This window comes from Actinomycetospora sp. 2LY8.5, assembly GCF_057180585.1.
In genome coordinates this window covers 1-25529 of record NZ_JBXUHE010000007.1, presented here as the reverse complement: position 1 = coordinate 25529, position 25529 = coordinate 1, and the positions used below count along the sequence as shown (strand labels likewise).

General features: G+C 72.5%; 25 protein-coding genes, 2 tRNA genes and 1 pseudogene. 12 read left to right on the top strand and 16 right to left on the bottom strand.

Annotated elements, in window-relative coordinates; all coding sequences use genetic code 11:
* Positions 1 to 112: 112 nt before the first annotated feature.
* The 4 genes from rsmG to yidD form a co-directional block, all read right to left on the bottom strand.
* A complete protein-coding gene (gene rsmG, locus AC2A1K_RS11310) occupies positions 113 to 874 on the bottom strand; it encodes a 16S rRNA (guanine(527)-N(7))-methyltransferase RsmG (RefSeq protein ID WP_483896399.1) in 762 nt (253 codons plus the stop codon).
* A 36-nt stretch (positions 875 to 910) separates the two neighbouring features.
* Positions 911 to 1480 (bottom strand): Jag family protein, encoded by a 570-nt coding sequence (locus AC2A1K_RS11305; protein ID WP_483896398.1) that lies wholly within the window; start codon positions 1478 to 1480, stop codon positions 911 to 913.
* Positions 1481 to 1668: 188 nt separating this feature from the next.
* Positions 1669 to 2979, bottom strand: coding sequence for a membrane protein insertase YidC (gene yidC, locus AC2A1K_RS11300; protein WP_483896397.1), 1311 nt, complete (start codon positions 2977 to 2979; stop codon positions 1669 to 1671).
* Positions 2973 to 3323 (bottom strand): membrane protein insertion efficiency factor YidD, encoded by a 351-nt coding sequence (yidD, locus tag AC2A1K_RS11295; RefSeq protein WP_483896396.1) that lies wholly within the window; start codon positions 3321 to 3323, stop codon positions 2973 to 2975. Before yidD ends, yidC begins: the two co-directional genes overlap by 7 nt.
* 171 nt (positions 3324 to 3494) lie before the next feature.
* On the opposite strand from yidD, the gene AC2A1K_RS11290 reads away from it, so the two are divergent.
* The gene (locus tag AC2A1K_RS11290; protein WP_483896395.1) at positions 3495 to 4304 is read left to right on the top strand and encodes an FkbM family methyltransferase; all 810 of its coding nucleotides are present in this window, start codon (positions 3495 to 3497) and stop codon (positions 4302 to 4304) included.
* Here AC2A1K_RS11290 and rnpA read toward each other — a convergent pair.
* Positions 4294 to 4650, bottom strand: a complete 357-nt coding sequence (gene rnpA / locus AC2A1K_RS11285) for a ribonuclease P protein component (RefSeq protein WP_483896394.1) — start codon at positions 4648 to 4650, stop codon at positions 4294 to 4296. The genes AC2A1K_RS11290 and rnpA overlap by 11 nt on opposite strands.
* 112 nt (positions 4651 to 4762) lie before the next feature.
* Positions 4763 to 4906 (bottom strand): 50S ribosomal protein L34, encoded by a 144-nt coding sequence (rpmH, locus tag AC2A1K_RS11280; RefSeq protein ID WP_133826811.1) that lies wholly within the window; start codon positions 4904 to 4906, stop codon positions 4763 to 4765.
* 413 nt (positions 4907 to 5319) lie between these two features.
* On the opposite strand from rpmH, the gene dnaA reads away from it, so the two are divergent.
* From dnaA to AC2A1K_RS11235, 9 genes and pseudogenes are all read left to right on the top strand, one after another.
* Positions 5320 to 7002 (top strand): chromosomal replication initiator protein DnaA, encoded by a 1683-nt coding sequence (gene dnaA, locus AC2A1K_RS11275; protein WP_483896393.1) that lies wholly within the window; start codon positions 5320 to 5322, stop codon positions 7000 to 7002.
* Positions 7003 to 7680: 678 nt separating this feature from the next.
* Positions 7681 to 8919, top strand: coding sequence for a DNA polymerase III subunit beta (dnaN, locus tag AC2A1K_RS11270; RefSeq protein ID WP_483896392.1), 1239 nt, complete (start codon positions 7681 to 7683; stop codon positions 8917 to 8919).
* An 88-nt stretch (positions 8920 to 9007) separates the two neighbouring features.
* On the top strand, positions 9008 to 9907 hold the full coding sequence (gene gnd / locus AC2A1K_RS11265) for a phosphogluconate dehydrogenase (NAD(+)-dependent, decarboxylating) (protein WP_483896541.1): 900 nt from the start codon (positions 9008 to 9010) through the stop codon (positions 9905 to 9907).
* A 37-nt stretch (positions 9908 to 9944) separates the two neighbouring features.
* A complete protein-coding gene (gene recF / locus AC2A1K_RS11260) occupies positions 9945 to 11123 on the top strand; it encodes a DNA replication/repair protein RecF (RefSeq protein WP_483896391.1) in 1179 nt (392 codons plus the stop codon).
* A gap of 130 nt (positions 11124 to 11253) precedes the next feature.
* Complete coding sequence (locus tag AC2A1K_RS11255) at positions 11254 to 11850, top strand: DciA family protein (RefSeq protein WP_483896540.1); 597 nt, start codon at positions 11254 to 11256, stop codon at positions 11848 to 11850.
* 233 nt (positions 11851 to 12083) lie between these two features.
* Positions 12084 to 14108, top strand: a complete 2025-nt coding sequence (gene gyrB / locus AC2A1K_RS11250; protein WP_483896390.1) for a DNA topoisomerase (ATP-hydrolyzing) subunit B — start codon at positions 12084 to 12086, stop codon at positions 14106 to 14108.
* Between the two features lie 194 nt (positions 14109 to 14302).
* Positions 14303 to 16813: a DNA gyrase subunit A gene (gyrA, locus tag AC2A1K_RS11245; RefSeq protein ID WP_483896389.1), complete on the top strand. Its 2511-nt coding sequence runs from the start codon at positions 14303 to 14305 to the stop codon at positions 16811 to 16813.
* A gap of 888 nt (positions 16814 to 17701) precedes the next feature.
* A pseudogene (locus AC2A1K_RS11240) lies at positions 17702 to 18076 on the top strand (DUF3566 domain-containing protein); the annotation flags it as partial.
* Between the two features lie 96 nt (positions 18077 to 18172).
* Positions 18173 to 18246: transfer RNA gene (locus AC2A1K_RS11235), tRNA-Ile, on the top strand.
* 78 nt (positions 18247 to 18324) lie between these two features.
* Here AC2A1K_RS11235 and AC2A1K_RS11230 read toward each other — a convergent pair.
* From AC2A1K_RS11230 to AC2A1K_RS11215, 4 genes are all read right to left on the bottom strand, one after another.
* Complete coding sequence (locus AC2A1K_RS11230) at positions 18325 to 18726, bottom strand: histone-like nucleoid-structuring protein Lsr2 (protein ID WP_483896388.1); 402 nt, start codon at positions 18724 to 18726, stop codon at positions 18325 to 18327.
* A 119-nt stretch (positions 18727 to 18845) separates the two neighbouring features.
* The gene (locus tag AC2A1K_RS11225; RefSeq protein WP_483896387.1) at positions 18846 to 19289 is read right to left on the bottom strand and encodes an SRPBCC family protein; all 444 of its coding nucleotides are present in this window, start codon (positions 19287 to 19289) and stop codon (positions 18846 to 18848) included.
* A 17-nt stretch (positions 19290 to 19306) separates the two neighbouring features.
* Positions 19307 to 20143: a phosphoenolpyruvate hydrolase family protein gene (locus tag AC2A1K_RS11220; RefSeq protein WP_483896386.1), complete on the bottom strand. Its 837-nt coding sequence runs from the start codon at positions 20141 to 20143 to the stop codon at positions 19307 to 19309.
* Positions 20140 to 21333 carry a Tm-1-like ATP-binding domain-containing protein gene (locus tag AC2A1K_RS11215; protein WP_483896385.1) on the bottom strand — a complete coding sequence of 398 codons (1194 nt, stop codon included), beginning with the start codon at positions 21331 to 21333 and terminating at the stop codon, positions 20140 to 20142. Before AC2A1K_RS11215 ends, AC2A1K_RS11220 begins: the two co-directional genes overlap by 4 nt.
* Positions 21334 to 21615: 282 nt before the next feature.
* Here AC2A1K_RS11215 and AC2A1K_RS11210 point away from each other — a divergent pair, with 282 nt between their 5' ends.
* Entirely contained in the window at positions 21616 to 21729 is a 114-nt protein-coding gene (locus AC2A1K_RS11210; RefSeq protein WP_483896384.1) for a DLW-39 family protein, read from the top strand.
* A 5-nt stretch (positions 21730 to 21734) separates the two neighbouring features.
* Positions 21735 to 21807: transfer RNA gene (locus tag AC2A1K_RS11205), tRNA-Ala, on the top strand.
* 37 nt (positions 21808 to 21844) lie between these two features.
* Here AC2A1K_RS11205 and AC2A1K_RS11200 read toward each other — a convergent pair.
* From AC2A1K_RS11200 to AC2A1K_RS11175, 6 genes are read right to left on the bottom strand one after another with little or no spacing between them, the layout of a single operon-like run.
* Complete coding sequence (locus tag AC2A1K_RS11200) at positions 21845 to 22984, bottom strand: tyrosine-type recombinase/integrase (protein ID WP_483896383.1); 1140 nt, start codon at positions 22982 to 22984, stop codon at positions 21845 to 21847.
* Complete coding sequence (locus tag AC2A1K_RS11195; protein WP_483896382.1) at positions 22984 to 23169, bottom strand: helix-turn-helix domain-containing protein; 186 nt, start codon at positions 23167 to 23169, stop codon at positions 22984 to 22986. Before AC2A1K_RS11195 ends, AC2A1K_RS11200 begins: the two co-directional genes overlap by 1 nt.
* A 4-nt stretch (positions 23170 to 23173) precedes the next feature.
* A complete protein-coding gene (locus tag AC2A1K_RS11190) occupies positions 23174 to 23533 on the bottom strand; it encodes a hypothetical protein (protein WP_483896381.1) in 360 nt (119 codons plus the stop codon).
* The gene (locus AC2A1K_RS11185; RefSeq protein WP_483896380.1) at positions 23530 to 23760 is read right to left on the bottom strand and encodes a hypothetical protein; all 231 of its coding nucleotides are present in this window, start codon (positions 23758 to 23760) and stop codon (positions 23530 to 23532) included. The genes AC2A1K_RS11190 and AC2A1K_RS11185 overlap by 4 nt, the downstream gene beginning before the upstream one ends.
* Positions 23757 to 25022 (bottom strand): FtsK/SpoIIIE domain-containing protein, encoded by a 1266-nt coding sequence (locus tag AC2A1K_RS11180; protein WP_483896379.1) that lies wholly within the window; start codon positions 25020 to 25022, stop codon positions 23757 to 23759. Before AC2A1K_RS11180 ends, AC2A1K_RS11185 begins: the two co-directional genes overlap by 4 nt.
* The gene (locus AC2A1K_RS11175; RefSeq protein ID WP_483896378.1) at positions 25022 to 25399 is read right to left on the bottom strand and encodes a WhiB family transcriptional regulator; all 378 of its coding nucleotides are present in this window, start codon (positions 25397 to 25399) and stop codon (positions 25022 to 25024) included. Before AC2A1K_RS11175 ends, AC2A1K_RS11180 begins: the two co-directional genes overlap by 1 nt.
* Positions 25400 to 25529 lie beyond the last annotated feature (130 nt).

The window sequence follows — 25529 nt, the reverse complement described above, 5'->3', positions numbered from 1 at the left end:
CGCCCCGGCGCTCGCCGCGGCGTCGCTGACGGCCTCGCGCACCTTCTCGGCAGAGGGTCGGTCGCCGCGCGTTTCACGTGGAACGGTGCGGCCGGACGGGGAGGTCGGTCGCTCAGTCACGGGCACGATCCTTCCTGCCGCGGGCGCGGCGTCCGGAACCGGGGGAGGGGCCGCGTCGCTCGCTCCGGCTTACCAGCACGACGGTGGCCGCCGCGTCTCCCACGCCGCAACTCACCACTCGGGGGTCGTCCCCGCCCGCCGCGCGAATCTCCTTGAGGTCGCGCTCGACCTCGTTCGCGGCGCTCGCACCCTTCATCGCCGCCAGGATCCCACCCGGCCGCACGAGGGGGAGCGTCCAGGTCGCGAGTCGCCCGATCGGCGCCACCGCGCGGGCCGTGACGACATCGCTCTCGCCACACCGGCGACGCGCCTCGCGCTCCTCGGCCCGGCCGCGGACGACGGTGACCGTCAGGCCGAGCTCGTCGACCACCCGCTCCAGCCACACCACGCGACGGGCCATGGGCTCGAGGAGCGTGATCGCGAGGTCGGGGCGGGCGAGCGCGAGAGGGATGCCGGGGAGACCGGCGCCCGACCCGACGTCGACCACCGACGCGTCCGCGGGCAGCACCTCACCGATCGCCGCACTGTTGAGCACGTGCCGGTCCCACAGGCGCGGGAGCTCGCGTGGCCCGATCACGCCCTGCGCGTGACCGGGCCCGGCGAGCAGGGCGACGTACTGCTCGGCCGCGGCGAGCCGGTCACCGAAGACCTCGGCGGCCGCGGGCGGCGCCGCCGGCGCCTCCAACGTTTCCAGGACCGCCGGCGTCTCGAGCGGACCGGTGCCGTCGGTGGACCCGTCGTGGGTCGTGTTCATCGCCGTGTTCCACGTGGAACGTCGTGGCGAGACATGTCAGCCGACCGGGTGGACCACGACGCGACGGCGGGGCTCCTCGCCCTCGCTCTCGCTGCGCACGCCGCCCGCCGCGGCCACCGCGTCGTGCACGATCTTGCGCTCGAACGGCGTCATCGGACGCAGGCGTTGGGAGCGCCCGGTGTCCTTCGCCTCCTGGGCGGCGGTGCGTCCGAGGTCGCTCAGCTCCGAGCGACGCTGCAAGCGCCAGCCGGCGATGTCGAGCATGAGGCGGTTGCGGGAGCCGGTCGACTGCTGCACGGCCAGGCGCGTGAGCTCCTGCAGTGCCTCGAGGACGTCGCCTCGGGCACCCACGAGCTTCTCGAGGTCCTTGCCGCCGTCGACGCTCACCACCGCGCGGCCGGCCTCGACGTCGAGGTCGATGTCCCCGTCGAAGTCGAGGATGTCGAGCAGGCGCTCGAGGTAGTCGCCCGCGATGTCGCCCTCACGGACGAGCTGGTCCTCGGAACTGCGCTCCGCGCGCGAGGCGTCCTCGGCCGGGGCGGACTCCGCCACACCCTCCGCCGCCGTCGTCTCGTCCTCGTCCTGCGACGCCACCGTCTCCGACACGCCGTCTCCTTCCGCCGGGCCCCGGTCGCGGGGCCTCTCCTGGCACGCGCCGCGCCGCTCTCGCCGGCGTCGCGTGCGGGTCCGTGGGTCCGGCTCGCGCGGTCCGTGGGGACGGACGTGCGCGGTGGCCGGGGGCTCGCGGCGGCGGAGTGACGAGCCTGCGGCCGTCTGCCCTCACCGCCGGTGAGCTACTTCTTCTTCTTGCCGCGCTTGTTGCCCTGACCCGACGACGTGAGCTGTCCGCTCTTGCCGCCGCCCTTGCCCGCGTTCCCCGAGCCGCTCCCCGACCCCTTCCCGGAGCCGTTGCCGGAGCCGTTGCCGGAGCCGTTGCCGGAGCCGTTGCCGCGGTTGACCTTGCCCGGTGACGCGTTGCCGGAGCCCTGTCGGCCGCCGCCACCGTTGCGCGCCGGCCCGACCTTGCCGGGCGCGCGCTTCCCGGAGCCGGCCTTGGCGCCGCCGCCACCGGTCCCGGACGCACCGTTCTTGCCACCGACCGCCCCCTGGTCCGACGCGTTCTCCTCGGGGCCGGTCGTGTCGGGGGTCGTGTCGGGGGTCGTGTCGGGGGTCGTGTCGGCGGTGGCGCTCTGGCGCTGCGGCTTCTGACCGACCTGCGGCTTCTGACCGACCTGTGGCTTCTGACCGACCTGCGGCTTCTGGCCCGGCTTGGGAGCGAGGGCGTCACGCGCCTCGCGCGCCTGCTCCCGCTGCTGCTCCTCCTCGCGGGCGATCTTGCGGTAGATGAGGAACTGCTGGCCGAGTGTCCAGGTGTTCTGGCTCAGGAAGTAGATGAGGATCGCGATCGGGAAGAAGGCACCGAAGACGAGCAGACCGGCCGGGAACAGCCACATCGTGATCTTGCCCATGATCGCCGCCTGGGGGTTCGCCGCGGCGGCGGGGCTCTGGTGCTGCTGGGAGACGCGCGCGGTGAAGTGGGTGGCGACCGCGGCGAGGACCATCAGCGGGAGCGCGACGGGCAGGACGTGCGGCTGGAACTCGCCGAAGTTGAACGAGAAGGTGCCCAGCGACTGCATCCCGCCGGCGATCGCCTCGTTCAGCCGGACACCGAAGATGTCGGCGTTGGTGAACGACTCGATGTCGGCGCGGTCGAAGACGTAGTTGTACGGGTAGTTCGGCTGGAAGCCCCGCAGCACGTGGAACAGACCGATGAAGACCGGGAGCTGCACCAGCAGGGGGAGACAGCCGCCGAGGGGGTTGACCCCGTGCTCCTTCTGGAGCTTCTGCATCTCCTCGGCGAGCTTCTGCCGGTCGTTCTTGTACTTCTCCTGCAGCTTCTTGATCTGCGGCTGGAACTCCTGCATCTTCCGCATCGAGCGGACCTGGCTGATGAAGGGCTTGATCAGCAGCGCGCGCAGGGTGAAGACCAGGAAGATGACCGACAGCATCCACGCGAAACCGTTGGCCGGCCCGAGGACGAAGCCGAACACCTCGTGCCAGAACCACATGATTCCCGACACCGGGTAGTAGATGAAGTTCAGCACTGCTCTCGCTCCTCGGTGTGGGGGGTGTCGGCCCCCGTGTCGGCGGCGCGGCGGGGCCACCCGCACCACGTCCGGTGCCCGCGGGGCGGCACCGGGTCCAGGCCTCCAGGGTGCCAGGGGGCGCACTTGGCCACCCTGACCAGGGTCAACCCCGTGCCGATCACGACCCCGTGGGTGCGCAGCGCGCCGACGGCGTAGGCGCTGCAGCTGGGGTGGAAGCGGCACGAGGGCGGGAACAACGGCGAGATCCACCGCTGGTAGACGCGGAGCACGGCGACCAGCGCACGGACGGCGACGGACGGGCGGCGAGCACCGACGTCGGGGGACGCGGCCACCTCACCCACCGATGCCGTCCTCCTCGTCGGGGCCACGGGCGCGCGCCGCGGATGTGCTGCTGGGGCTTCCGTCTCCGTGGGTCGCGCCGGCCCCGGTGCTCGCCTCCATGGTGCCCGTCCACGCGCCCGGAAGCGACCGTCAGGGCAGGGTCGTCCCGCCCCCGTGGGAGCATCCGCAGCGTGTCGATCGCCGGAGGGCCGCCCCCCGAACGACCGAGCGGCGGGGACGGAGCGCAGCGGAGCACGACGCTCCGGAGCCGCGGGACGCGCCGCTCGCGCGCGGTCCACGGGGCCCTCGTGGCCGCCGCCCGCCGGGGCGCGGTCGTCGAGAAGGAGATCCTGGGGCTCGCCGAGCTGGTCGGTCCGGGCGACGTCTGCCTCGACATCGGCGCCGAGTTCGGGCTCTACACCCACATCCTCGCCGACCTCGTCGGCCCGGACGGCACCGTGCACGCCTTCGAGCCCCAGCACAGCGCCCACCGGGCCCTGCGGCTCGGGGTGCGCGCCGCCGGCCTGTCGTGGGTGCACCTGCACCGGCTCGCGCTCTCCGACACCCCCGGCACGGCCGAGCTCTCCGTCCCGCGGCGGCGCGGGCTGCCCGTGCACGGGCGCGCGTACGTCACCGCGGGGGCGCGGGACGCCGGCCCGAACCGCGAGTTCGCCGGCCACCGGCTGGAGTCGGTGGCGGTCGAGACGGTCGACGCCGTCGTGGCCGACCTCGCGCTGGGCGCAGTGTCCTTCGTGAAGGCCGACGTCGAGGGCGCCGAGGGCGCGCTGCTCGACGGGGCCGCCGCGACGCTCGCCACTCACCGGCCCCACCTCCTGCTCGAGATCGAGGACCGGCACACCCTGAAGTACGGCGTGCGCGCCGCGGACCTCTTCGACCACGTCACCGGCGAGCTGGAGTACCGGGCCTTCACGTGGTCGGCGGGCTGGCGGCCCGCCCCGGGGATCGTCGACACCGAGCGCAACTACCTCTTCAGTCCCTGAGCCGCAGGCGGGCCAGGGCCGCGTCGAGGTCCTCGCCGAGCTCGGCCGAGGTCGCGTCACCGGCGGCGGGCTGGGCCCGGATCACGAGGTCGGTCCCGGCGGGCAGCGCCTCCAGCCGTGGGCGCAGCAGGTGCCGCAGCCGTCGGCTGACGCGGTGCCGCACGACCGCGGGCCCGACGGCGCGACCGACGACGAGGCCCGCCCGCGCCGGGCGGTCCGGGGTCGGCGGGACCGCCGAGGGCGCCAGGGCGTGCACGACCAGGCGGCGCCGCCCGGCGCGCCGTCCCCGGCGCAGCACGAGACGGAAGTCCTGGGGCCGGGTGATCCGGAGGTCGCGGGGAAGCACGAGGGAGAGACGGGCGGACGAACCGGCGACCCGGCACACGACGACGGGACCGCGTCCACGTGGGAGCGGTCCCGTCTCGAGGTCGTGCCGGCGGGCCGGGCCCGCACACCGATCAGGCGCTGAGCGTCTCGCGGCCCTTGCGGCGACGCGCGGCGAGCACCGCACGCCCGGCGCGCGTCCGCATGCGCAGCCGGAAGCCGTGGGTCTTGGACCGCCGACGGTTGTTCGGCTGGAACGTGCGCTTGCCCTTGGCCACTTTCGCGTTCTCCTGCTCCAACGCGTCGCGTGAACACGACGCCACGGTGGGTGCCGGACGCCCCCGTGGGTCGTCGGCTCCGGTCGTGACCAGGGTAGCCGGTGCCGCCGGGCCCGGGCACACCCCGGGTCCGCACACTCGGGGCAGGGAGGTTGTGGGGTCCGCCGGGACCTTGTTAGCGTCCACCACTCGCCGAGGACGCGGGCCTCGGCCCCGGGTCCGGCACACGTGCCGCCCGAGCGGGGAGAGGAAGAGGACCTCGGGTGCTGGGGGGCGCCCGTCGCACCCGCTCGACACCGCCAACGAGCCGTCGTGCACAGTTGTGGACAAGGCTGTGGACGCGCATGCCCCACGCATGCCCACGGGCGAGTCGGCCGGTCCTCGCGCCGGGTCAGGGACGGAGGGGGTGCGCGGTGTCGGACCAGCTCTTCGACCTCGACGAGACCTGGGGCCAGGTCGTCGCCGAGCTCACCGCAGGCTCCGGCCACGGCGCCATGCTCTCCCCCCAGCAACGGGCCTGGGTGCGCGTCACGCGCCCGCTCGGGCTGCTCGACGACACCGCGCTGCTGGCCGCGCCGAGCGAGTTCGCCAAGGAGGCCATCGAGCGGGCGCTGCGCGACCCGATCGTCGCCGCGCTCTCCCGCCACATCGGCCGACCCGTGTCGCTCGCCGTCCGCGTCGACCACAGCGCGCGTCCCGCCCCGGAGCTCGGTCCCACCACGTCGCCGCTCCCGCGCGTGACGCTCCCGGCACCGACCAACGGCGACCCGTCCACCGACGGCCACCACGGCAACGACTCCGGCCCGGACACCGGCTATCTCGCGGCGACGTCCTCGCCGTCGGAGCCGACCTCGTCGCACCGGGCCGAGGCGATCGCCGCGGCGGCCGGCGTCGGGCGGGTCACCCACAACCCGGACCGGGCGCACCCCGAGGAGGAGGTCGACGAGGTCCGCGACGGCCTCGCCGCCGTCCACGAGATCTGGCAGCCCCGCGGCCCCGGCGAGCCGGTCACCGAGCTCCGCGACACCGGCCCGGACCCCGCGCGCGGTGCCCCGCGCTCGCAGACGCGCCTCAACGAGAAGTACACGTTCGACACCTTCGTCATCGGGGCGTCGAACCGGTTCGCGCACGCGGCCGCCGTCGCCGTCTCCGAGGCGCCGGCCCGCGCCTACAACCCGCTGTTCGTCTGGGGCGACTCCGGGCTCGGCAAGACCCACCTGCTGCACGCCGTCGGGCACTACGCCCAGCGGCTGTTCTCCGGCATGCGGGTGCGGTACGTGTCGACCGAGGAGTTCACCAACGACTTCATCAACAGCCTGCGCGACGACCGCAAGATCGCCTTCCAACGGCGCTACCGGGACGTCGACGTGCTGCTGGTGGACGACATCCAGTTCCTGGAAGGCAAGGAAGGAACCCAGGAGGAGTTCTTCCACACCTTCAACACCCTCCACAACGCGAACAAGCAGATCGTCGTGTCGTCGGACCGCCCGCCCAAGCGGCTCGAGACACTCGAGGACCGCCTGCGCACGCGGTTCGAGTGGGGCCTGATCACCGACATCCAGCCCCCCGAGCTCGAGACCCGCATCGCGATCCTACGCAAGAAGGCCGCCGGTGAGCGCATGGCCGCGCCGCCCGAGGTGCTCGAGTTCATCGCCGACCGGATCGAACGCAACATCCGCGAGCTCGAGGGCGCGCTGATCCGCGTCACGGCGTTCGCGTCGCTCAACCGCCAGCCGATCGACCTCCAGCTCGCCGAGATCGTGCTCCGCGACCTGATCCCGGACTCGCGGCAGTCGGAGATCACGGCGCCGACGATCATGGCGGTCACCGCCGAGTTCTACGGCGTCTCCATCGACGACCTCTGCGGCCCGGGCAAGACCAAGGCGCTCGCGCTGGCCCGCCAGATCGCGATGTACCTGTGCCGCGAGCTCACCGACCTCTCGCTGCCCCGCATCGGGCAGACGTTCGGCAACCGCGACCACACGACGGTCATGCACGCGGACAAGAAGATCCGCAAGGAGATGGCCGAACGGCGCCGGACCTACGAGCAGGTCCAGGAGCTCACCGCGCGTATCAAGCAACGCGCCCGCGGCTGACCGGCCCCTTTCCCGCAGCGAACGTGCTGTTCGCTGCTTCTACGCGCGCGAAGTCCCCGCTCGCACGCCGCTAAGGAGCCGAGAGCGGAACGATCACGCTGAGTCGATAATTTGCCCTCCTCGAGCGACACAGCGTGACCACTGGAGCAGGGGTCGCGCGACGAGCCGCGGTCCCCGGTCGCCGAACACCGAGGCCGGTAGCACACCGCGATCGTTCGACTCCCGATCGACCCACAGCTGGGGACAAGTCTGTGGACATCTGTCCGGGGCCGGTGGAAACGGGCGGGACGAGCGGGACGGAGCGCCGGCCGTCCACCGGACACGCCGCTCCGTCCCCGGATCCGGGCATCCTCCGCGCCGAGGTGTCCACACGGGGTCGGGCCGCCCCACCAGCGCCGACGGTCTCGATCCACACCACGCACAGGACCTACTGCTCCTGCTGTCTTTCTCTTCTAGGAGAACTCCAGAAGAACAGGTGGTGTGGACGCGTGGCGCGAGCTCCCGGAGCGAATCCGCCGCGAGCCGACCGGGCCACCCGATCGGCTCGAATCGGAGACGGGCCCGGAGTGTCGGACCCCTCCTGCACGCTCTACCGTGATGCACCCGCGCCGGGGTGCGTCCCCGCCCGGAGACGACACCGTGACGACACCGCACGGCCCAGCAGGGGGAGGACCCGCGATGAAGTTCCGCGTCGAACGAGACGCCCTCGCCGACGCCGTCGCCTTCGTCGCCCGCAGCCTGCCGAGCCGCGCGCCCGTCCCGGTCCTCGGCGGCGTGCTGCTCGACACCGAGGGCGACGGCACGCTGACGGTCTCGGGGTTCGACTACGAGGTCTCCGCCCGCGTCGAGGTCCCGGCGATGATCGGCGACGCCGGCCGTGCACTGGTGTCCGGTCGTCTGCTCGCCGACATCACCCGCGCCCTGCCCCCGCACCCGGTCGACGTCACGGTCGACGGCCCGCGCGCGGCCATCGCGTGCGGCAACGCCCGCTTCAGCCTCCCGACCATGTCGGCCGAGGACTACCCGCAGCTGCCGGACATGCCCCCGGTCGCCGGCGCGCTCGCGCCCGAGGTGTTCGCCCAGGCGGTCGGGCAGGTCGCGGTCGCCGCCGGTCGTGACGACACGCTGCCGATGCTCACCGGCATCCGCATCGAGATCGACGGCTCGACGCTGACGCTCGCGGCGACCGACCGGTTCAGGCTCGCCGTCCGCGAGTTCGCCTGGGAGCCGGGCGAGAGCGCGGGGGCGGGCGAGTCGGGCGAGGTCGCGCTGCTCGCCCCGGCCAAGACCCTCGCCGAGGCGGCCAAGACGCTGACGTCCTCGGGCTCGCGCATCGAGCTCGCGCTCGCCCGTGGCGACGGCCTGCTGGGCCTCGCGGGCGGCGGGCGCCGGTCCACCACGCGGCTGCTCGACGCCGAGTTCCCGCGCTACCGCCAGCTGCTGCCCAAGGAGCACACCTCGGCGGCGGTCATCGAGATCGGACCGCTCGTCGAGGCGATCAAGCGCGTCTCGCTGGTGGCCGAGCGCGGCACGCAGGTGCGCCTCGAGTTCGCGGACGACTCGCTGCGCCTCACCGCGGGCGGCGACGACGAGGGCAGCGCCGAGGAGGAGCTGTCCTGCCGGTTCGTCGGTGAGCCGCTGACCATCGCGTTCAACCCCGGTTACCTGCTCGACGGTCTGGGCGCCCTGGGTGCCGACCACGCGCACCTGTCCTTCACCACCCCGAGCCGGCCGGCGCTGCTGCGCCCCGCGAGCCCGCCCGGGGAGTCCGGCGACGACGGCGGTGCCGACGCGACCGAGCCCGCCGAGGGCGGCGCCACCGCGGTCGAGCCCGGCCCGGGTGACCACGCCGACGACCTCCCGGATCCCCGCCCCGGCTATCTCTACCTCCTGATGCCGGTGCGGCTCCCGGGCTGAGGCCCGATCGTCCCCGAGACTCCCGACCCGAGCGCAGACATGCCCCGCGGTGGGGGACTGACGAGAGGAACGCGACGTGCAGCTGGGGATGGTCGGTCTCGGACGCATGGGCGGCAACATGGCCGAACGGCTGCGGGCCGCCGGTCACGAGGTCGTGGGCTACGCCAACGACGGGTCCGGCGACGTGACGTCGCTGACCGAGCTCGTGTCGGCGCTCTCGGCGCCCCGCACGGTCTGGCTGATGGTCCCCGCGGGCGAGGCCACGAACTCGACGGTGAACAGCCTCGCCGACCTGCTCGAGGCCGGTGACCTCGTCGTCGACGGCGGCAACAGCAAGTTCACCGACGACGCCGTGCACGCCGAGCTGCTCGACGCCACGGGCGTTCGCTACGTCGACTGCGGTGTCTCCGGCGGCGTGTGGGGGCGCACCGAGGGCTACGGCCTCATGGCCGGCGGCAACGCCGCCGACATCGAGCGGCTGCTGCCGGTGTTCGACGCCCTGCGGCCGGAGGGCCCCCGCGAGGAGGGCTTCGTCCACGCCGGCCCGGTCGGCGCGGGACACTACGCGAAGATGGTCCACAACGGCGTCGAGTACGGCCTCATGCAGGCCTACGCGGAGGGTTACGAGCTGCTGTCCGCCGGCGGCCCGGTCGACAACGTCGGCGCAGTGATGAAGGCGTGGAGCCGCGGCACCGTGGTGCGCAGCTGGCTGCTCGACCTCATGGTCCGGGCGCTGGAGGCCGACCCGCACCTCGACCAGATCACCGGTTACGCCGAGGACTCCGGCGAGGGCCGCTGGACCGTCGACGAGGCGATCGTGCACGCCGTGCCGGCGCCGGTGATCTCGGCGGCCCTGTTCGCGCGGTTCGCCTCGCGCCAGGTCGACTCGCCGGCGATGAAGGCCGTTGCGGCGCTGCGCGCCCAGTTCGGTGGGCACGCCACGCACAAGGCGGGCGAGGCCGCGAACGAGCCGCCCACGGGAGGCTGAGCGCGTCGTCGAGGGCGAGCGGAGCGACGGGATAGGGATGTACGTGCGGGCGCTGTCGGTCACCGACTTCCGGTCCTGGGAGCAGGCCGACCTCGAGTTCATGCCCGGCGTGTCGGTGCTGGTGGGCGCCAACGGCCAGGGCAAGACCAATCTGGTCGAGGCCGTCGGCTATCTCGCGACCCTGTCCTCGCATCGCGTCGCGGGCGACGCGCCGCTGATCCGGCGGGGCGCCTCCTCGGCCACCGTGCGGGCGGTCGCCGTCAACGAGGGCCGCGAGCTCACGGTCCAGGTCGAGATCGCCAGCGGGAAGGCCAACCGCGCGCGGGTCAACCGGGCGCCGGTGCGCAGCCCGCGCGAGGTGCTGGGGATCGTCCGCACGGTCGTGTTCGCCCCCGAGGACCTGGCCTTGGTCCGGGGGGATCCGGGCGAGCGGCGCCGGTTCCTCGACGAGCTGCTCGTCTCGCGGGCGCCGCGCTGGGCCGGGGTGCGCGCCGAGTACGACAAGGTGCTGCGCCAGCGGTCGGCACTGCTCAAGACCGCGCGGCACGCCCGTGGCGACACGAGCACGCTCGACGTCTGGGACGCCCACCTCGCCCGCGCCGGCGCCGCGCTGGTCACCGGGCGCCTCGCGCTCACCGCCGCCCTCGCTCCCCACGTCACCGCCGCGTACGCCGAGGTGGCGCCGGAGTCGGAGCCGGTCGGGGCCCGCTACCGGTCGCGCGCAGAGACGGTGGACGCCCTCGGCGCCCCGGAGGCCGCCCTGCCGGCGGCGGAGGACGTCGAGGCGATGCTGCTCGAGGAGATGCGCCGGCGGCGCGGCCAGGAGATCGAACGCGGGGTGTGCCTCGTCGGGCCGCACCGCGACGACCTCGAGCTCACCCTCGGCGAGGGACCGGCGAAGGGCTACGCGAGCCACGGCGAGTCGTGGTCGCTCGCGCTGGCGTTGCGTCTCGGCGGGTTCGAGCTGCTGCGCGGGGAGGGGTCCGAGCCGGTGCTGATCCTCGACGACGTCTTCGCCGAGCTCGACGTCCGGCGCCGGCGCGCGCTCGCCCGCACCGCCGCGCGGGCGGAGCAGGTGCTCGTCACGGCGGCCGTGGACGACGACGTGCCCGACGACCTGCAGGGTGCGCGCTACGTAGTCGAATCGGGCACGGTCAGTGAGATGACTGCGGTCGGTAGGGCGACAGGGGGTGGATCTGATGGCCCGGACGCGTGATCTCGGTGGAGGTCCTGGGGACAGACCTGTGGATGCTGTGGACAACTCGAGCAACAGATCCGCACCGGGCGGCGCATCGGGCCCGGATCCGGGGCGGGAGCAGGGCGACTCCCCGCCGGACGCTGTCCACATCCCTGATCGTGACCATCCGGGCACCTCGCGCGACGCCGCGACGGCCGGTGACGGGGCGACACGGCGCGGCGCCGACCTGGCCCGCGACGCCCTCGCGGCGGCCCGGGCGGCGACCGCCGAGCGCCGCGCCGCCGGGGGCGGCGGGGGCGGTGCGGCCGGGGTCCGCAAGCCCGTCCGGCGGTCCGGGACGGGCCTCGGGCGCCCCCGGCGGCGGGGCTGGTCGGGGGCCGGCTCCGACGACCGCGACCCGCAGACGCTCGGCCGCCTCGCGTCCCGGCTCTCGGGCGACCGCGGCTGGGCCCCGCGCCTGGCCAGCGGGTCGGTCTTCGGGCGCTGGGCCGAACTGGTGGGTGACGAGGTCGCCGAGCACGCCCGGCCCGAGTCGCTGCGCGACGGTGTCCTCACCGTGCAGGCCGACTCGACGGCGTGGGCCACGCAGCTGCGGCTCCTGCAGCGCCAGTTGATCGCCCGGATCGCGTCGGGCCTGGGCGACGGCGTCGTGACGAGCATGCGCATCCACGGCCCGGCCGCCCCGAGCTGGCGGCGCGGCCCCCGTCACGTGTCGGGCCGCGGGCCCCGTGACACGTACGGTTGAGCCCCACGATCGCTCCTGTGGGATTCTGGGGCGCGCAGAGACGCCTGCGAGAGCCGCGAAGGGTGCCTCTCGGCCGGTCGCACCCTCCCGACGTCGTTTCGTGCGACGTGTGACGCGCTGAGCCGCGTGCCCGACCCGTTCTGGAGAGGGTGACCCGGTAGACTGGAGTCAGTACTTCCGCCCGCGTGCGAGCCGCGCGGGCACGTGTCCACGCGAGGGAGACACCGGAGCCCGTGGCAGCCGCACAGAACTCGGCCCAGAAGAAGAACAACGGGGACTACAGCGCCTCGTCCATCACCGTCCTCGAGGGCCTCGAGGCCGTTCGCAAGCGGCCCGGCATGTACATCGGCTCCACCGGCGAGCGTGGTCTGCACCACCTGATCCAGGAGGTCGTGGACAACGCCGTCGACGAGGCGATGGCCGGCTACGCCACGAAGGTCGAGGTCACCCTCCAGGCCGACGGAGGCATCTCGGTGGTGGACGACGGGCGCGGGATCCCCGTCGACACTCACCCGGTCGAGAAGAAGCCGGCCGTGGAGATGGTGCTGACCATGCTCCACGCGGGCGGGAAGTTCGACGACAAGTCGTATGCGGTCTCCGGTGGTCTGCACGGTGTGGGCGTCTCCGTCGTCAACGCGCTGTCCACCGCGCTGGACGTCGAGATCCACCGCGACGGCCAGATCTGGACCCAGCACTACGCGCGTTCGGTGCCCGGCCCGCTCACCGAGGCCGGCAAGACGAAGAAGACCGGCACGAGCATCACGTTCTGGGCCGACCCGGACATCTTCGAGACGACCACCTACAACCTCGAGACGATCTCCCGCCGGCTGCAGGAGATGGCCTTCCTCAACAAGGGCCTCACCATCGTGCTGCGCGACGAGCGCAAGCCCGAGGGGTCCGAGGTCGGGGACGGCACCGGGGTCGACGATGCGCCGGACGCCGAGGGGTACGTCGCCAAGGTCAAGGAGCGCACGTTCCACTACCCGGGCGGCCTCGAGGACTTCGTCGCCCACATCAACCACGCCAAGGAGCCCATCCACCGCAAGCCGGTGGGGTTCCAGGCCGAGGGCACCGGCCACCAGGTCGAGATCGCGATGCAGTGGAACTCGGGCTACTCCGAGTCGGTCTACACCTTCTGCAACACGATCAACACCACCGAGGGCGGCACCCACGAGGAGGGCTTCCGCTCGGCGCTGACCGCCACGGTCAACCGCTACGCGCGCGACAAGAAGCTCATCAAGGAGAAGGACCCGGCGCTCACCGGCGACGACATCCGCGAGGGCCTCGCCGCGATCGTCTCGGTGAAGGTGGCCGAGCCCCAGTTCGAGGGCCAGACCAAGACCAAGCTCGGCAACACCGAGGTCCGCTCGTTCGTCCAGAAGGTCTGCAACGAGTACCTCGCCGACTGGTTCGAGGCGAACCCGGCCGAGGCCAAGACCATCATCAACAAGGCGGTCGGTTCGGCGCAGGCCCGTCTCGCCGCCCGCAAGGCCCGCGAGCTCGTGCGCCGCAAGACGGCCGGCGACCTGGGCGGCCTGCCCGGCAAGCTCGCCGACTGCCGCAGCAACGACCCGGAGCGCAGCGAGGTCTACATCGTCGAGGGCGACTCGGCCGGTGGCTCGGCGAAGTCGGGCCGCGACTCGATGTTCCAAGCGATCCTCCCGATCCGCGGCAAGATCATCAATGTCGAGAAGGCCCGGATCGACCGCGTTCTCAAGAACAACGAGGTCCAGTCGATCATCACCGCGCTCGGCACCGGCATCCACGACGAGTTCGATCTCGCCAAGCTGCGCTATCACAAGATCGTGCTGATGGCGGACGCCGACGTCGACGGCCAGCACATCCGCACTCTGCTGCTGACGCTGCTGTTCCGGTTCATGCGCCCGCTGGTGGAGAACGGCCACGTGTTCCTCGCGCAGCCGCCGCTCTACAAGATCAAGTGGAGTGGCCGGAACGCCGAGCCGGACTTCGCGTACTCCGACCGCGAGCGCGACGGCCTGCTCGAGGCGGGCCGGGCGGCCGGTAAGAAGATCAACAAGGACGACGGCGTCCAGCGGTACAAGGGCCTCGGCGAGATGAACGCCAAGGAGCTGTGGGAGACCACCATGGACCCCACCACCCGGATGCTGCTGCAGGTGACGCTGGACGACGCGGCCACCGCGGACGAGCTCTTCAGCGTGCTGATGGGCGAGGACGTCGAGTCGCGCCGGTCGTTCATCACCCGCAACGCCAAGGACGTGCGGTTCCTCGACGTGTAGTCGAGGTCGAGGGACGGGGGTGGCCGAGGTTTCCCGTGGAACCACGCATCCGCCCCGAAGTCGGGCGGGCCCGGTGACCGGCAGGAACACGCCGGCACCGACCGTCCGGGGGAGCCGGGAGAGCACCCCCGGCCCCGATAGCATCGACAGCGTCCGGCGCCTCGCGTCTGGGGCGCCAGGAGGGTGAGAACCGCGTGACCGAGACGACCCTGCCTCCCGGTGGGTCCGGCGACCGCATCGAGCCGGTCGACATCCAGCAGGAGATGCAGCGCTCCTACATCGACTACGCGATGTCGGTCATCGTGGGTCGCGCGCTGCCGCTCGTGGAGGACGGCCTCAAGCCGGTGCACCGCCGCGTCCTGTACTCGATGTACGACTCGGGCTTCCGGCCCGACCGCAGCTACGTCAAGTGCGCGCGCGTCGTCGGCGACGTCATGGGGAACTACCACCCCCACGGCGACTCCCCGATCTACGACGCGCTCGTGCGCCTGGCCCAGCCGTGGTCGATGCGCTACCCGTTGATCGACGGGCAGGGCAACTTCGGCTCGCCGGGCAACGACCCGGCCGCGGCCATGCGCTACACGGAGTGCCGTCTCACCCCGCTCGCGATGTCGATGCTCGCCGACATCGACGAGGAGACCGTCGACTTCGTCGACAACTACGACGGCCGCACCCAGGAGCCGTCGGTGCTCCCCGGCCGCGTGCCCAATCTGCTGATCAACGGCTCCGCCGGCATCGCGGTGGGCATGGCGACCAACATCCCGCCGCACAACCTGCGCGAGGTCGCCGACGGCGCGATCTGGGCTCTCGACAACCCGGACGCCTCCGAGGAGGAGACCCTCGAGGCGGTCATGGCGCGCATCAAGGGTCCCGACTTCCCCACCGCCGGCCTCGTCGTCGGCACCGACGGCATCGAGTCGGCGTACCGCACCGGGCGCGGCTCGATCCGCATGCGTGCGGTGGTCGAGGCCGAGGAGGACGCCAAGGGGCGCACGATCCTCGTCGTCACCGAGCTGCCCTACCAGGTCAACCCTGACTCGCTCATCGAGTCGATCGCGACGCTGGTGCGCGACGGCCGCATCCAGGGCATCGCCGAGATCAACGACGAGTCCTCGGACCGCGTGGGTCGCCGGATCGTCATCACGCTGCGCCGCGACGCCGTCGCGAAGGTCGTGCTGAACAACCTCTACAAGCACACGCAGCTGCAGTACAGCTTCGGCGTCAACATGCTCTCGATCGTCGACGGCGTGCCGCGCACCCTGCGGCTCGACCAGATGATCCGGCACTGGATCCGCCACCAGATCGACGTCATCGTCCGGCGCACGCGCTACCGCCTGCGCAAGGCCGAGGAGCGGGCCCACATCCTGCGTGGTCTGGTCAAGGCGCTCGACGCCCTCGACGAGGTCATCGCGCTGATCCGCGCGTCGGAGACCGTCGACGTCGCCCGCGCCGGCCTGATCGACCTGCTCGAGATCGACGAGATCCAGGCGCAGGCGATCCTGGACATGCAGCTGCGGCGCCTCGCCGCCCTCGAGCGTCAGAAGATCGTCGACGAGCTCGCCGAGCTCGAGGAGACGATCCGCGACCTCGAGGACATCCTCGCCCGCCCGGAGCGCCAGCGGCAGATCGTCCGCGACGAGCTCGGTGAGATCGTCGAGAAGTACGGCGACGACCGCATGACCCGCCTCGTCGGCTACGACGGCGAGGTCGCCGACTCCGACCTCATCGCGGTCGAGGACGTCGTCGTCACGATCACGCGCACCGGCTACGCGAAGCGCACCAAGACCGACCTCTACCGCGCGCAGAAGCGCGGCGGGCGGGGCGTGCAGGGCGCGACGCTCAAGCAGGACGACCTCGTGGCGCACTTCTTCGTCTGCTCCACGCACGACTGGCTCCTGTTCTTCACCAACAAGGGCCGCGTGTACCGGGCCAAGGCCTACGAGCTGCCCGAGGCCAACCGCAACGCCCGCGGCCAGCACGTGGCGAACCTCCTCGCGTTCCAGCCCGAGGAGCAGATCGCCCAGGTCATGCACATCAAGGACTACGACGCGGCGCCGTACCTGGTGCTCGCGACGAAGGCCGGCCTGGTGAAGAAGTCGCGGCTGACCGACTTCGACTCCAACCGTTCCGGCGGCCTCATCGGCATCAACCTGCGGGAGAACGACGAGCTCGTCGGCGCGGTGCTGTGCTCCGGGGACGACGACCTGCTGCTCGTCTCCGCCGAGGGCCAGTCGATCCGCTTCACGGCCACCGACGACGCGCTGCGCCCGATGGGCCGGGCGACGTCGGGCGTCACGGGCATGCGGTTCAACTCCGGTGACGAGCTGCTCTCGCTCGGTGTCGTGCGCGAGGGGACGTTCCTGCTGGTCGCGACCGGCGGCGGGTACGCCAAGCGCACGCCGATCGAGGAGTACCCGGTGCAGGGCCGGGGCGGCAAGGGCGTCCTGACGCTGCAGTACGACCGTCGTCGCGGCACCCTCGTCGGCGCGCTCATCGTCGAGCTCGACGACGAGCTGTACGCGATCACGACGAGTGGTGGGGTGATCCGGACGACGGCCAAGTCGGTTCGTAAGGCGGGCCGCCAGACCAAGGGGGTGCGCCTGATGAACCTCGGGGACAACGGCACCCTGCTCGCCATCGCGCGCAACGCGGAGGAGGCGGCCGATCCCGACGCCGGCGGATCGACCACCCAGCCCGAGCCGTGAGTCACACGGTGATCCAGCCCTGATCTTCTCCCGTCACCGACCGACGAGACGAGTCCTTCCGTGAGCACACCGAGCAAGCCGGACGAGCCGGACCCCGCGACGCCGGAGGCGGCGAGCGGGGGCGGGACGCGGACGAGCACGCAGGAGCCCACTCCGGAGCCGGGCCGCAACGGGGACGCGGAGTCGACGACCCGGGTGGACGCGGTCGAGGACGAGTCGCCGTCGGGGGTGGCGTCCTCGTCGGCCGCGTCGGAGGAGACGCACGGGTCCGAGCCCGCGGCGAACGGCGAGGCCGCCGCGCCCTCCGCGCCCTCCGTGCCCTCCGTGCCCTCCGCGACCCCGGAGAGCGAGACGTCGGGCGGACCCGCGGGTCCGCCCCCGCCGTGGCAGCGCGGCGGGGCGGCCGCCGGCCCGCCGTCGGGTTCGATCCCGACCGGCAACCGACCCGCCGGCGCGCCCACGTCGGGCGGCCAGCCGCGGCCCGGTCCGGGCGGTCCCGGTGGTCCCGGTGGTCCCGGTGGTCCCGGTGGTCCCGGTGGCCCTGGTGGTCCCGGAGGCGGGCCGCCGTCCGGGCCGTTCCCGCGTCCCGGCGGCCCCGGTGGATCCGGTGGTCCGCAGGGACCCGGCTACGGGCGCGCCCCCGGTGACGGGTCGGGGACGCCGGCGGGCGGCATCCCCATCGCGGCGCGCACCGCGCCCGCCCCGGGGACGGCGCGCACGGGCGGCACGGGCGGCACGGGCGAGGGTCAGGGCGGGCCCGGGACGACGAGCTCGTCGGGCATCGACGCGCCGACCAACCAGCTCTCGCCGGAGCAGCTCGGTCTGCGGAACCGCGACGAGGAGACCCGTCGCGAGCCGGACGACGTCGCGGAGCTCTCGGCGGGGCGCCCCCGCAGCGGCAAGGCGCCACGCCGGGCGAGCCTGCAGGTGCGCCGGTTCGACCCGTGGTCGGTACTGAAGCTCGCGCTGGTGCTGGGCGTGGCCCTGTTCTTCGTGTGGATGTTCGCCGTCGGTGTGCTCTACGCGGTGCTCGACGGCATGGGCGTGTGGGCGCAGCTCAACGGCACCTACCAGGACCTGACCTCCGATGCGGGGGGCGGCGGCGAGCTCATCACGGCCGGCGGGGTCTTCGGCGTCGCGGCGGTGATCGGCGTCGTGAACATCATCCTGTTCACCGCCCTCGCGAGCGTCTCGGCGTTCATCTACAACATCTCCGCCGACGTCGCCGGCGGTATCGAAGTCACGCTGTCCGAGCGCGACTAGGCCCCCGTCGCCGGGACGACAGAGGGCGGATCCCGGTGTCGGGCGCCCGGTGACCGTCGGGTACCGTGACGTCCGCACTTGGGTTGGTTCCTGTCAGGGCCCATAGCTCAGTTGGTTAGAGCGCGTCGCTGATAACGACGAGGTCGCTGGTTCAAATCCAGCTGGGCCCACCCCCCAGGTGCACCCGATCGACACGAACGGCCCCGGAGCGTCGCGCTCCGGGGCCGTCGTCGTCCGGCGTGGCTGTCTCAGCCGGAGAACGTCGCGGCGTGGTCCGAACCCTTGCGCTGGGCCTCCCAGGCCTCCACGACGTTGTTGGGCACGCGGCCGCGATCGGACACCTCGAAGCCCTGGGCCTTGGCCCACTCCCGGATCTGCTTCGAGGTCTCGCGGTCGTAGCCGCCGGGGGACGTGGCCCGAGGGGTGCCCGTGCCGGCCCCGGAACGGCGGCGCCCGTTCGAGCGACGGCCCCCGGTGCGGCGCGCGGCGGCGACGTACTCGGCGAGTGCATCGCGCAGTCGGGCGCTGTTCTTGTCGTCGAGGTCGATCTCGTAGGTCACGCCGTCGAGTGCGAACTCGACCGTCGTGATGTCCTCGGCCTCCTCGCCGGTCAGGTCGTCGACCAGGGTGACGATGGTCTTCTGTGCCATGGCTGGCGTGACTCCTCACTACATCATCGAACCGATGAGGTGCCGTGTATTCGTTGCGCGGCGAGAATAGCAAAGGAAAGACGGCACGTTCGACGGGGAGGAGTTTCGTGCTGCGAACGTCACGCCGTGGGCGACAAATACGCGACCAGACCGTCCAACCCGGTTCCGAACACATCCGTTCCGAACAGCTCACTGAGCCGTTCGGCGTCGTCGAGGTCGCAGTCGAAGAGCACCGACCAGGAGACGAAGGATTCCCCGGTGCTCGTCACGGGATGGACGCGGATCGTCGAGCGGTAGTCGTGCACCGGGAACGGCGAATCGAGGATCGCGTAGGTCAGCCGTCGCTCGCGGTCGTCGAGGGCGACGAGGCTTTCGCGCACGCTACCGCCGTCGCCGAGGGTGAGTCGTCGCACGGCGCCCACCTGGTCGGTGTGTGCGCCGCCCTCGAGTTCGCTCGCGGCGATCGCGGGGTGCCAGGAGGGCAGTCCGTCGAAATCGCGGATCACTCGCCACACGGTGTCGGCGTCGGCCGGGATCACCGCGCTGGTGGTCACGTCGGGCATCTCTCACGTCCTTCTGGTCAGGGGCTCTCGGTCCCCGGGCGCAGGTCGACGAACGCCCGGGTCGTGGCGGTCAGGGCTTGCTCCGTGGGCAGTCGCTCCATGCTGCTGGCCCCGTAGAAGCCGTGGCAGGCGCGCGTCCGCGAGAGCACGTACGCGGCGTCCTCCGGCGACGAGACGGGCCCGCCGTGCACGAGCACGAGGACGTCGTCGCGGACCGAGCGCGCCGCGTCGGCCCATTCGTCGACCAGTGCGACGCAGTCGTCGAGCGTTTTCGCCGTCTGTGCGCCGATCGTCCCGCCAGTGGTCAGTCCCATGTGGCAGACGACGATGTCGGCGCCGGCCTCGGTCATCGTCCGGGCGTCCTCGCCGGAGAACACGTAGGGTGTGGTGAGCAGATCCTCGTCGTGCGCGGCGGCGATGAGTTCGACCTCACGGTCGAAGCCCATCCCGGTCTCCTCGAGATTCACCCGGAAGGTGCCGTCGATGAGGCCGACGGTCGGAAAGTTCTGCACCCCGGCGAACCCGAGCTCGCGGAGCTCGCGCAGGAAGCGCGAGCGGATGAGGAACGGATCGGTGCCGTTCACGCCCGCGAGCACCGGTGTGTGGCGCACCACCGGGATGACCTCGCGCGCCATCTCCACGACGATGTCGTTGGCGTTGCCGTAGGCGAGCAATCCCGCCAGCGAACCGCGGCCGGCCATGCGGTATCGGCCGGAATTGTAGATGACGACGAGGTCGATACCGCCCTCTTCCTCGCAGCGCGCGGACAGGCCGGTGCCGGCGCCGCCGCCGACGATCGGCTCGCCACGGTGGACCTTGGCGCGCAGTCGCTCCAGGATCTTGGCGCGGGTCACGGGCGTCCTCCGGTGATCTCCCCCAGCGCCGCGACGAGCGTCGCGGCGAACTCGGGGTCGTTGACGTGGTGGGGGCTCTCGACCACCCGGTGGGTGTCGTCGGTGCGGACGTGCTCGCGCAGGGTGTCGAACAGCGCGGCGTCCGCCTCGGGGTCGGCGAAGGGCATGTCCGGCGCGTCGAGGGCCGAGACGCCGCCGAGGGGCAGCACGAGGCGGACCGGGCCGGGGCAGGCGTTGAGCCGGTCGGCGAGGAACTCCGCGGCGGCGCGGTTCTCCTCGGGCGTGGTGCGCATGAGCGTCACCTGCGCGTTGTGCTCGTAGAGGGTGCGTCCGCGGAACCGGTCCGGGACGGTGTCGGGCGCTCCGAAGTTGACCATGTCGAGCGCGCCGACCGACCCGACCCAGGGGACGCCCGTGCGCGCGATCGCCCCCAGGCGGTCCTCGGTGGCCGCCATGACGCCGCCGACGACGAGGTCGGCGATCTCGGTGGTGCTCACGTCGACCACGGCCGCCACCAGCCCGTCGTCGACGAGCTTCTCCATCGCCCGCCCGCCGGTGCCGGTCGCGTGGAACACCAGGCAGTCCCACTGCTCGCTGACCGCCTCGGTGACCGCGGTCACGCATGGCGTCGTCACCCCGAACATCGTCAGGCCGAGGGCCGGCTTGTCCTGCGCCGCGGGCGGCTCGGTGGCGATCATGCCGCCGAGGGCGTGCGCGGCGTTGCCGAGCACCCGCCGGCTGATGCGGTTGAGCCCGGCGACGTCGGTGACCGAGTACATGAGCGTCAGGTCGACCGAGCCGACGTAGGGCGCGACGTGGCCCGAGGCCACCGTCGACACCACGATCTTCGGAAGCCCGACCGGGAGCCGCTGCAGCGCCGGTGTCACCAGCGCGGTGCCACCGGACCCGCCGAGCGCGATCACCCCGGCGACGTCGTCGCGCGCCGGGAGCCAGCGCTCGAGCGCGGCGCTCATCGCCGAGACCGAGCTGCCGCGGTCGCCCGTGAACGCCTCCGCGCCGGCGATCTCGCGCGGACCGATGTCCGCGGTGCTCGCGCCCGGGTCGCTGGTGCCGACGTCCACGGTCGTCACCGCGTGCCCCGCATCGCGCAGGAGCCCGGCGACGTACCGGAGCTCCTCGCCTTTCGTGTCGAACGTGCCCACCACGTAGGCACGACCCGCCCCGGCCATCCGAGCTCCCGTCCACGACGCCGTCGTCCGCGAGAGTCCTACCGCTCAGGAGCCACCCGGCGCGAGGCCCTCCGACGATCAACGGACGTTCCGACCGAAGGGCACCTTCGATCGAACGAGCGGGCGAGGGGGCACCCTTCGCCGGATGGCGCCGTGGCGCGAGAGGCGCGTCCGGTCGGTGCTTCAGCCTGTCGATCATGCGCCGGGTGCCGCTCGCTGTGACGAGGAGGGCTCTGCGGGTGCTGGGGTACCGTGGTCGGGGTCGTCATGGGAAGGAGCGCGGTGAAGGCACTCGTCACGCTCGCCCTGGCCGCCGGGGCGGTGCTCCTCCTTCGGCGCCACCGCGAGCAGCAACCCACCAAGGACGTCTGGCACGAGGCGACCACCACGGCCTGACCCTCGGGGACGTAGCTCAATTGGCAGAGCACCGCCTTTGCAAGGCGGGGGTTGAGGGTTCGATTCCCTTCGTCTCCACTGCTGTGACCAGCAGAAACGTGTTTCACGGGAAACATCAACTGTCCTCCTCGTCGCTGTGGTTCACATCTGGTGCACAGACCGCCGCGTCCATCCGGTCGGCGAGGTCGTCGAGCCGGTCCGGGAACAGGTGGCCGTAGAGGTCGAGGGTCAGCGTCGCGGTCTTGTGGCCGAGCATCTGCTGGACGACCTTCACGTCCGCGCCCGAGGCGATCGCCAGGGACGCCGCGGTGTGCCGTAGTTCGTGCGGGTGGAAGCCGGGTGGTCCGACGAGACGCACGGCCGGATCGAAGGTGTTGCGTCGGAAGTTCCGCCCGCGCAGGACGCCGCCGCTCGGCGCGCTGAACACCAGGTCGTCGGCGTCCTTGCCGGCCACCAGCGGTTCGAGGTCCGCCAGCAGGAAGCGCGGCAGGGGCACGGCGCGCCGGGCGTGGGTCTTGGGTGCGCCCCACACGAGCCGGCCCTTCACCTCGGTCACCGACTCCGCCACCGCGAGCCGGCGGCGCGTGAGGTCGACCCGCTTGGCCCGCAGGGCGGCGGCCTCCCCCCAGCGCAGGCCGGTGTAGGCAAGGAGGCGCACCAGCGGCGAATAGTCCTCGCACGCCTTCGCGAGCAACGCCACCGACGCGTGGTCGAGGTAGCGGTGATCCCTCAGCGCCGGCCGTCGGATGCGGATGCCGGCGGCCGGGTTCTTCGTGATCCGCTCGTCGGTGACCGCCCACGCCATGATCAGTGAGAACACGCGGTGGACCTTGTCGACCGAGCTGGGCGAGAGACCGGTCCCGAGTTGGGTCACCCACGCCTGGACCTCGGCGTGACGCACGGACGAGAGCGCGGTCGTCCCCCAGCGCGGGACGATGTAGTTGTCGACGGCTCCGCGGTACCGGTCGTAGGTGGACGGGGTGAGGTGACCTTGGACGGCGAGCCACTGAGCCGCCCACTCGCCGACGATCGTGCGACCGGCGGCCGGGGAGACGTAGGTGCCGGACCGCATCCCGTGCTCGACCGACGTCGCGTAGTCCTGAGCGTCGCTCTTGCGGCGGAAGCTCTTGGCCCGCTGCTCGCCGGCCGGGTCGCGCCAGCGAACGAGCCAGCGGGCGCCCGTCCCGTAGCGGGCGCTGCGCACCGGCTTGCCGTCGGGGCCCTTGCGGTGCCAACGGTCGTCGATCTCGGCCATCACGCCACGTCCTTGTTCGGCGACTCGCGGTTCAGCCAGGCGTGGAAGCGCTCCCGCGGGATGAGGTACCGCTTGCCCATCCGGATCGCGGGGATGTCGCCGGCACGGACGTGCTCGTACGCCTTGCCGCGCGCGATCCCGAGGAGGACGGCGACGTCCTCGACGCTGTAGGTCAGGGACTCCATGCCCTCAGTCCTCCCGCGTCCGTCGGCCGAGGTGGCCGAGGTGGCCGAGGTGGTTGTGGGCGTGGTCGAGGTGGTCGGCGAGGTCGTCGACCAGGTCGCGGGCGTCGGTCAGGTGGTCGTAGGCGTGGTAGAGCGCGCTGGCGGGGTCGGTGCCGCGGTCGTCGTAGTGCTCGGCCGGGCCTGCGCGATTCAGACCGCGGGTGAGGAAGTCGAGGACCTGCGGGAATCGGTGGACGAGCTCGGAGAGGTTGCCGACGACGGCGTAGGTGTCGGGGCCGTCGAGGGCGCCGCGCATGGTGGCGTGGTTGGCGCTGCGGACGGCGTCGGCGGCGCGCTCGATGTCGCGGGCGACGAGGTTGGTCATCGCTGGACCTCCTGCGGCGGGATGTCGGCGGCGCGGTCGGTGGCGGCGCCGAGCTGGTGGGCGAACTCGCCGGCGCTGCTCGATACCGCCGGGCCGAGGGTCGGGAAGGCGGCGAAGAGCAGCACGAGGGTCACGACGCCGGAGACGAGCGCGGGGGCGGCCTTGTGGCTCTTGATCAGGAGCGCGGTGACGAGGCCGGCGATGACGACCATGGCGATGAGGTTCATCGGTGGGCCCGCCGTCCGTGCGCGGCGATGCGGTCGCAGTACTCGGCGTAGTCGCCGAGGTATGGGACGCGGATGCGTTCGCAGTCGCGGCCGAGCCCGGAGAGGTAGGCCACGCCGGGGTCGGCGTTGGCGTGCTCCTGTCCGAGCGGGCGGGCGTCGGTGCCGTGGAGCATCTCCAGTGAGTCCGCCGGCACCCGGAAGCTCAGCCGGAGGGCGAACTGGTCGCGGGCGTAGCCGCCGCCCACGGCGGTGGCCTCGAACCGCTGGGCCAGCATCAGGACCCGGAACGCCGCCTTGCGGCCCTCGGAGAGCAGCCGCAGCACGGCAGTGCGGATGCGCTCGCCGACCGGGACGCCCTCGCCGCGCTTGGGCCTCGGGACGCCGTCAGCGGCGCGCAGCAGGCCCGGGAACTCTTCGAGCACCACCAGGACGGTCGGGCACTCCGGCGACGGCTCGATCTTGTCGCGGCGCGGTGGGATGGTGGCCAGCCGGCGGTCCATCTCGGCGACCAGGTCTTCGAGCAGCACGGCGTGCGCGGCGATGTCGTGGGTGCCGGTGACCTGGTGAGGCCGGTGGGCGGTGTCGTCCCAGGCGCGGCCGAGCAGGAGCCCGGTGATGTCCGAGCCGGTGACGAGAACGTCGGGCGCGGCGGCGAGCTGGGCGAGCAGCCCGTAGGTGAACACGCTCTTGCCCGAGCCGTTCATCCCCTGCACCGCGAGGTGGGCCGGGTCGGTGATCGCGTGCCCGAGGGTGATGGCGTCCTCGGTGCGGCCGAGGATCACCGACTCGCACCCGGAAGCCACGGTGACCGGTGGGAGGCCGAAGCCGTCGCGCAGCGGGTCGGCGTCGAGCAGGTGCAGGCGCACCCAGCGGCCCGCGACCGGTTCGACCCGCAGGGCGTGGGCGCCGAGGGTGTGGGCGAGGCGGGCGCCGTTCTCGCCCTTGGTGAAGTCGCCGGGCTCCTGGCCGGCCATGAGTTCGACGGTGAACGAGGTCGGTGGCCCGACGCGGACCTCCCCGACCCGTGGAGTGCGGATCGTGATGCCCGCGGCGACCTGCACGTACTGGCACAGCTCGATGCCGGTGCAGGCCTCCCGGAACACCGCCTTGAGCGAGGCCGCGAACGCCAGCACCGAGGCCTCGTGCTCCCGGCGGGCGCGCTCGGCACGGAGCCGCGCGAACAGCCCGAGGCCGTGGGCCCCGGGGCCGCGAGCACGGCCGGAGCGGTGCTCGAGGCGCCGCGTGTGCTCGAGGGCCGTCATCACGCCGCCCCTCTTTCCTGGCAGCGCCAGCAGATCGTCCCGTCGACCGCCGGGAGCGCGAACAGGAGCGAGCAGCCGGGGCACATCGGGTCCCGGTCGACATCGGGGTCCGGGTCGCCCGCGGCCCGCGCCCGTCGGATCGCGCGCAACTCCGTCGGCGAGTGACCGGCCCAGATACCGAAGCTCTGGCCGGACTCGACGGCGTAGGTCAGGCACTCGCGGCGCACCGGGCAGCGTCCACAGATCGCGCCTGCGGTGACGAGCGCTCGTGCGTTGGCCGCCGAGGTGTAGTCCTCGGAAGCAGGAAAGAAGGTCTCGGGATCACCGTCCCGGCAGGCCGACCGTGCCTGCCAGTCGAGGCCGACGATCCGTGTCATCACGCCCTACCTTCAGAGGTGCGGCCGGAGCTGGTGTTGGCTCCGGGTGTGCAGGCGGAGCGGGGATGGCTTCCATCAGAGCTGCCGTCAATGGCCGTAGGCTGCTGTTCCCCCCGCTCTGCCCCCTGCT

What these genes read in the sequence shown, in the direction of transcription:
- AC2A1K_RS11225 (WP_483896387.1), bottom strand. Translation starts at nt 19,289, where the DNA reads ATGCCCGACGTGACCACCAGCGCGGTGATCCCGGCCGACGCCGACACC.
- AC2A1K_RS11200 (WP_483896383.1), bottom strand. Translation starts at nt 22,984, where the DNA reads ATGGCCGAGATCGACGACCGTTGGCACCGCAAGGGCCCCGACGGCAAG.
- AC2A1K_RS11175 (WP_483896378.1), bottom strand. Translation starts at nt 25,399, where the DNA reads ATGACACGGATCGTCGGCCTCGACTGGCAGGCACGGTCGGCCTGCCGG.
- AC2A1K_RS11190 (WP_483896381.1), bottom strand. Translation starts at nt 23,533, where the DNA reads ATGACCAACCTCGTCGCCCGCGACATCGAGCGCGCCGCCGACGCCGTC.
- AC2A1K_RS11195 (WP_483896382.1), bottom strand. Translation starts at nt 23,169, where the DNA reads ATGGAGTCCCTGACCTACAGCGTCGAGGACGTCGCCGTCCTCCTCGGG.
- AC2A1K_RS11215 (WP_483896385.1), bottom strand. Translation starts at nt 21,333, where the DNA reads ATGGCCGGGGCGGGTCGTGCCTACGTGGTGGGCACGTTCGACACGAAA.
- dnaN (WP_483896392.1), top strand. Translation starts at nt 7,681, where the DNA reads ATGAAGTTCCGCGTCGAACGAGACGCCCTCGCCGACGCCGTCGCCTTC.
- rsmG (WP_483896399.1), bottom strand. Translation starts at nt 874, where the DNA reads ATGAACACGACCCACGACGGGTCCACCGACGGCACCGGTCCGCTCGAG.
- AC2A1K_RS11230 (WP_483896388.1), bottom strand. Translation starts at nt 18,726, where the DNA reads ATGGCACAGAAGACCATCGTCACCCTGGTCGACGACCTGACCGGCGAG.
- gnd (WP_483896541.1), top strand. Translation starts at nt 9,008, where the DNA reads ATGGTCGGTCTCGGACGCATGGGCGGCAACATGGCCGAACGGCTGCGG.
- recF (WP_483896391.1), top strand. Translation starts at nt 9,945, where the DNA reads ATGTACGTGCGGGCGCTGTCGGTCACCGACTTCCGGTCCTGGGAGCAG.
- AC2A1K_RS11180 (WP_483896379.1), bottom strand. Translation starts at nt 25,022, where the DNA reads ATGACGGCCCTCGAGCACACGCGGCGCCTCGAGCACCGCTCCGGCCGT.
- AC2A1K_RS11185 (WP_483896380.1), bottom strand. Translation starts at nt 23,760, where the DNA reads ATGAACCTCATCGCCATGGTCGTCATCGCCGGCCTCGTCACCGCGCTC.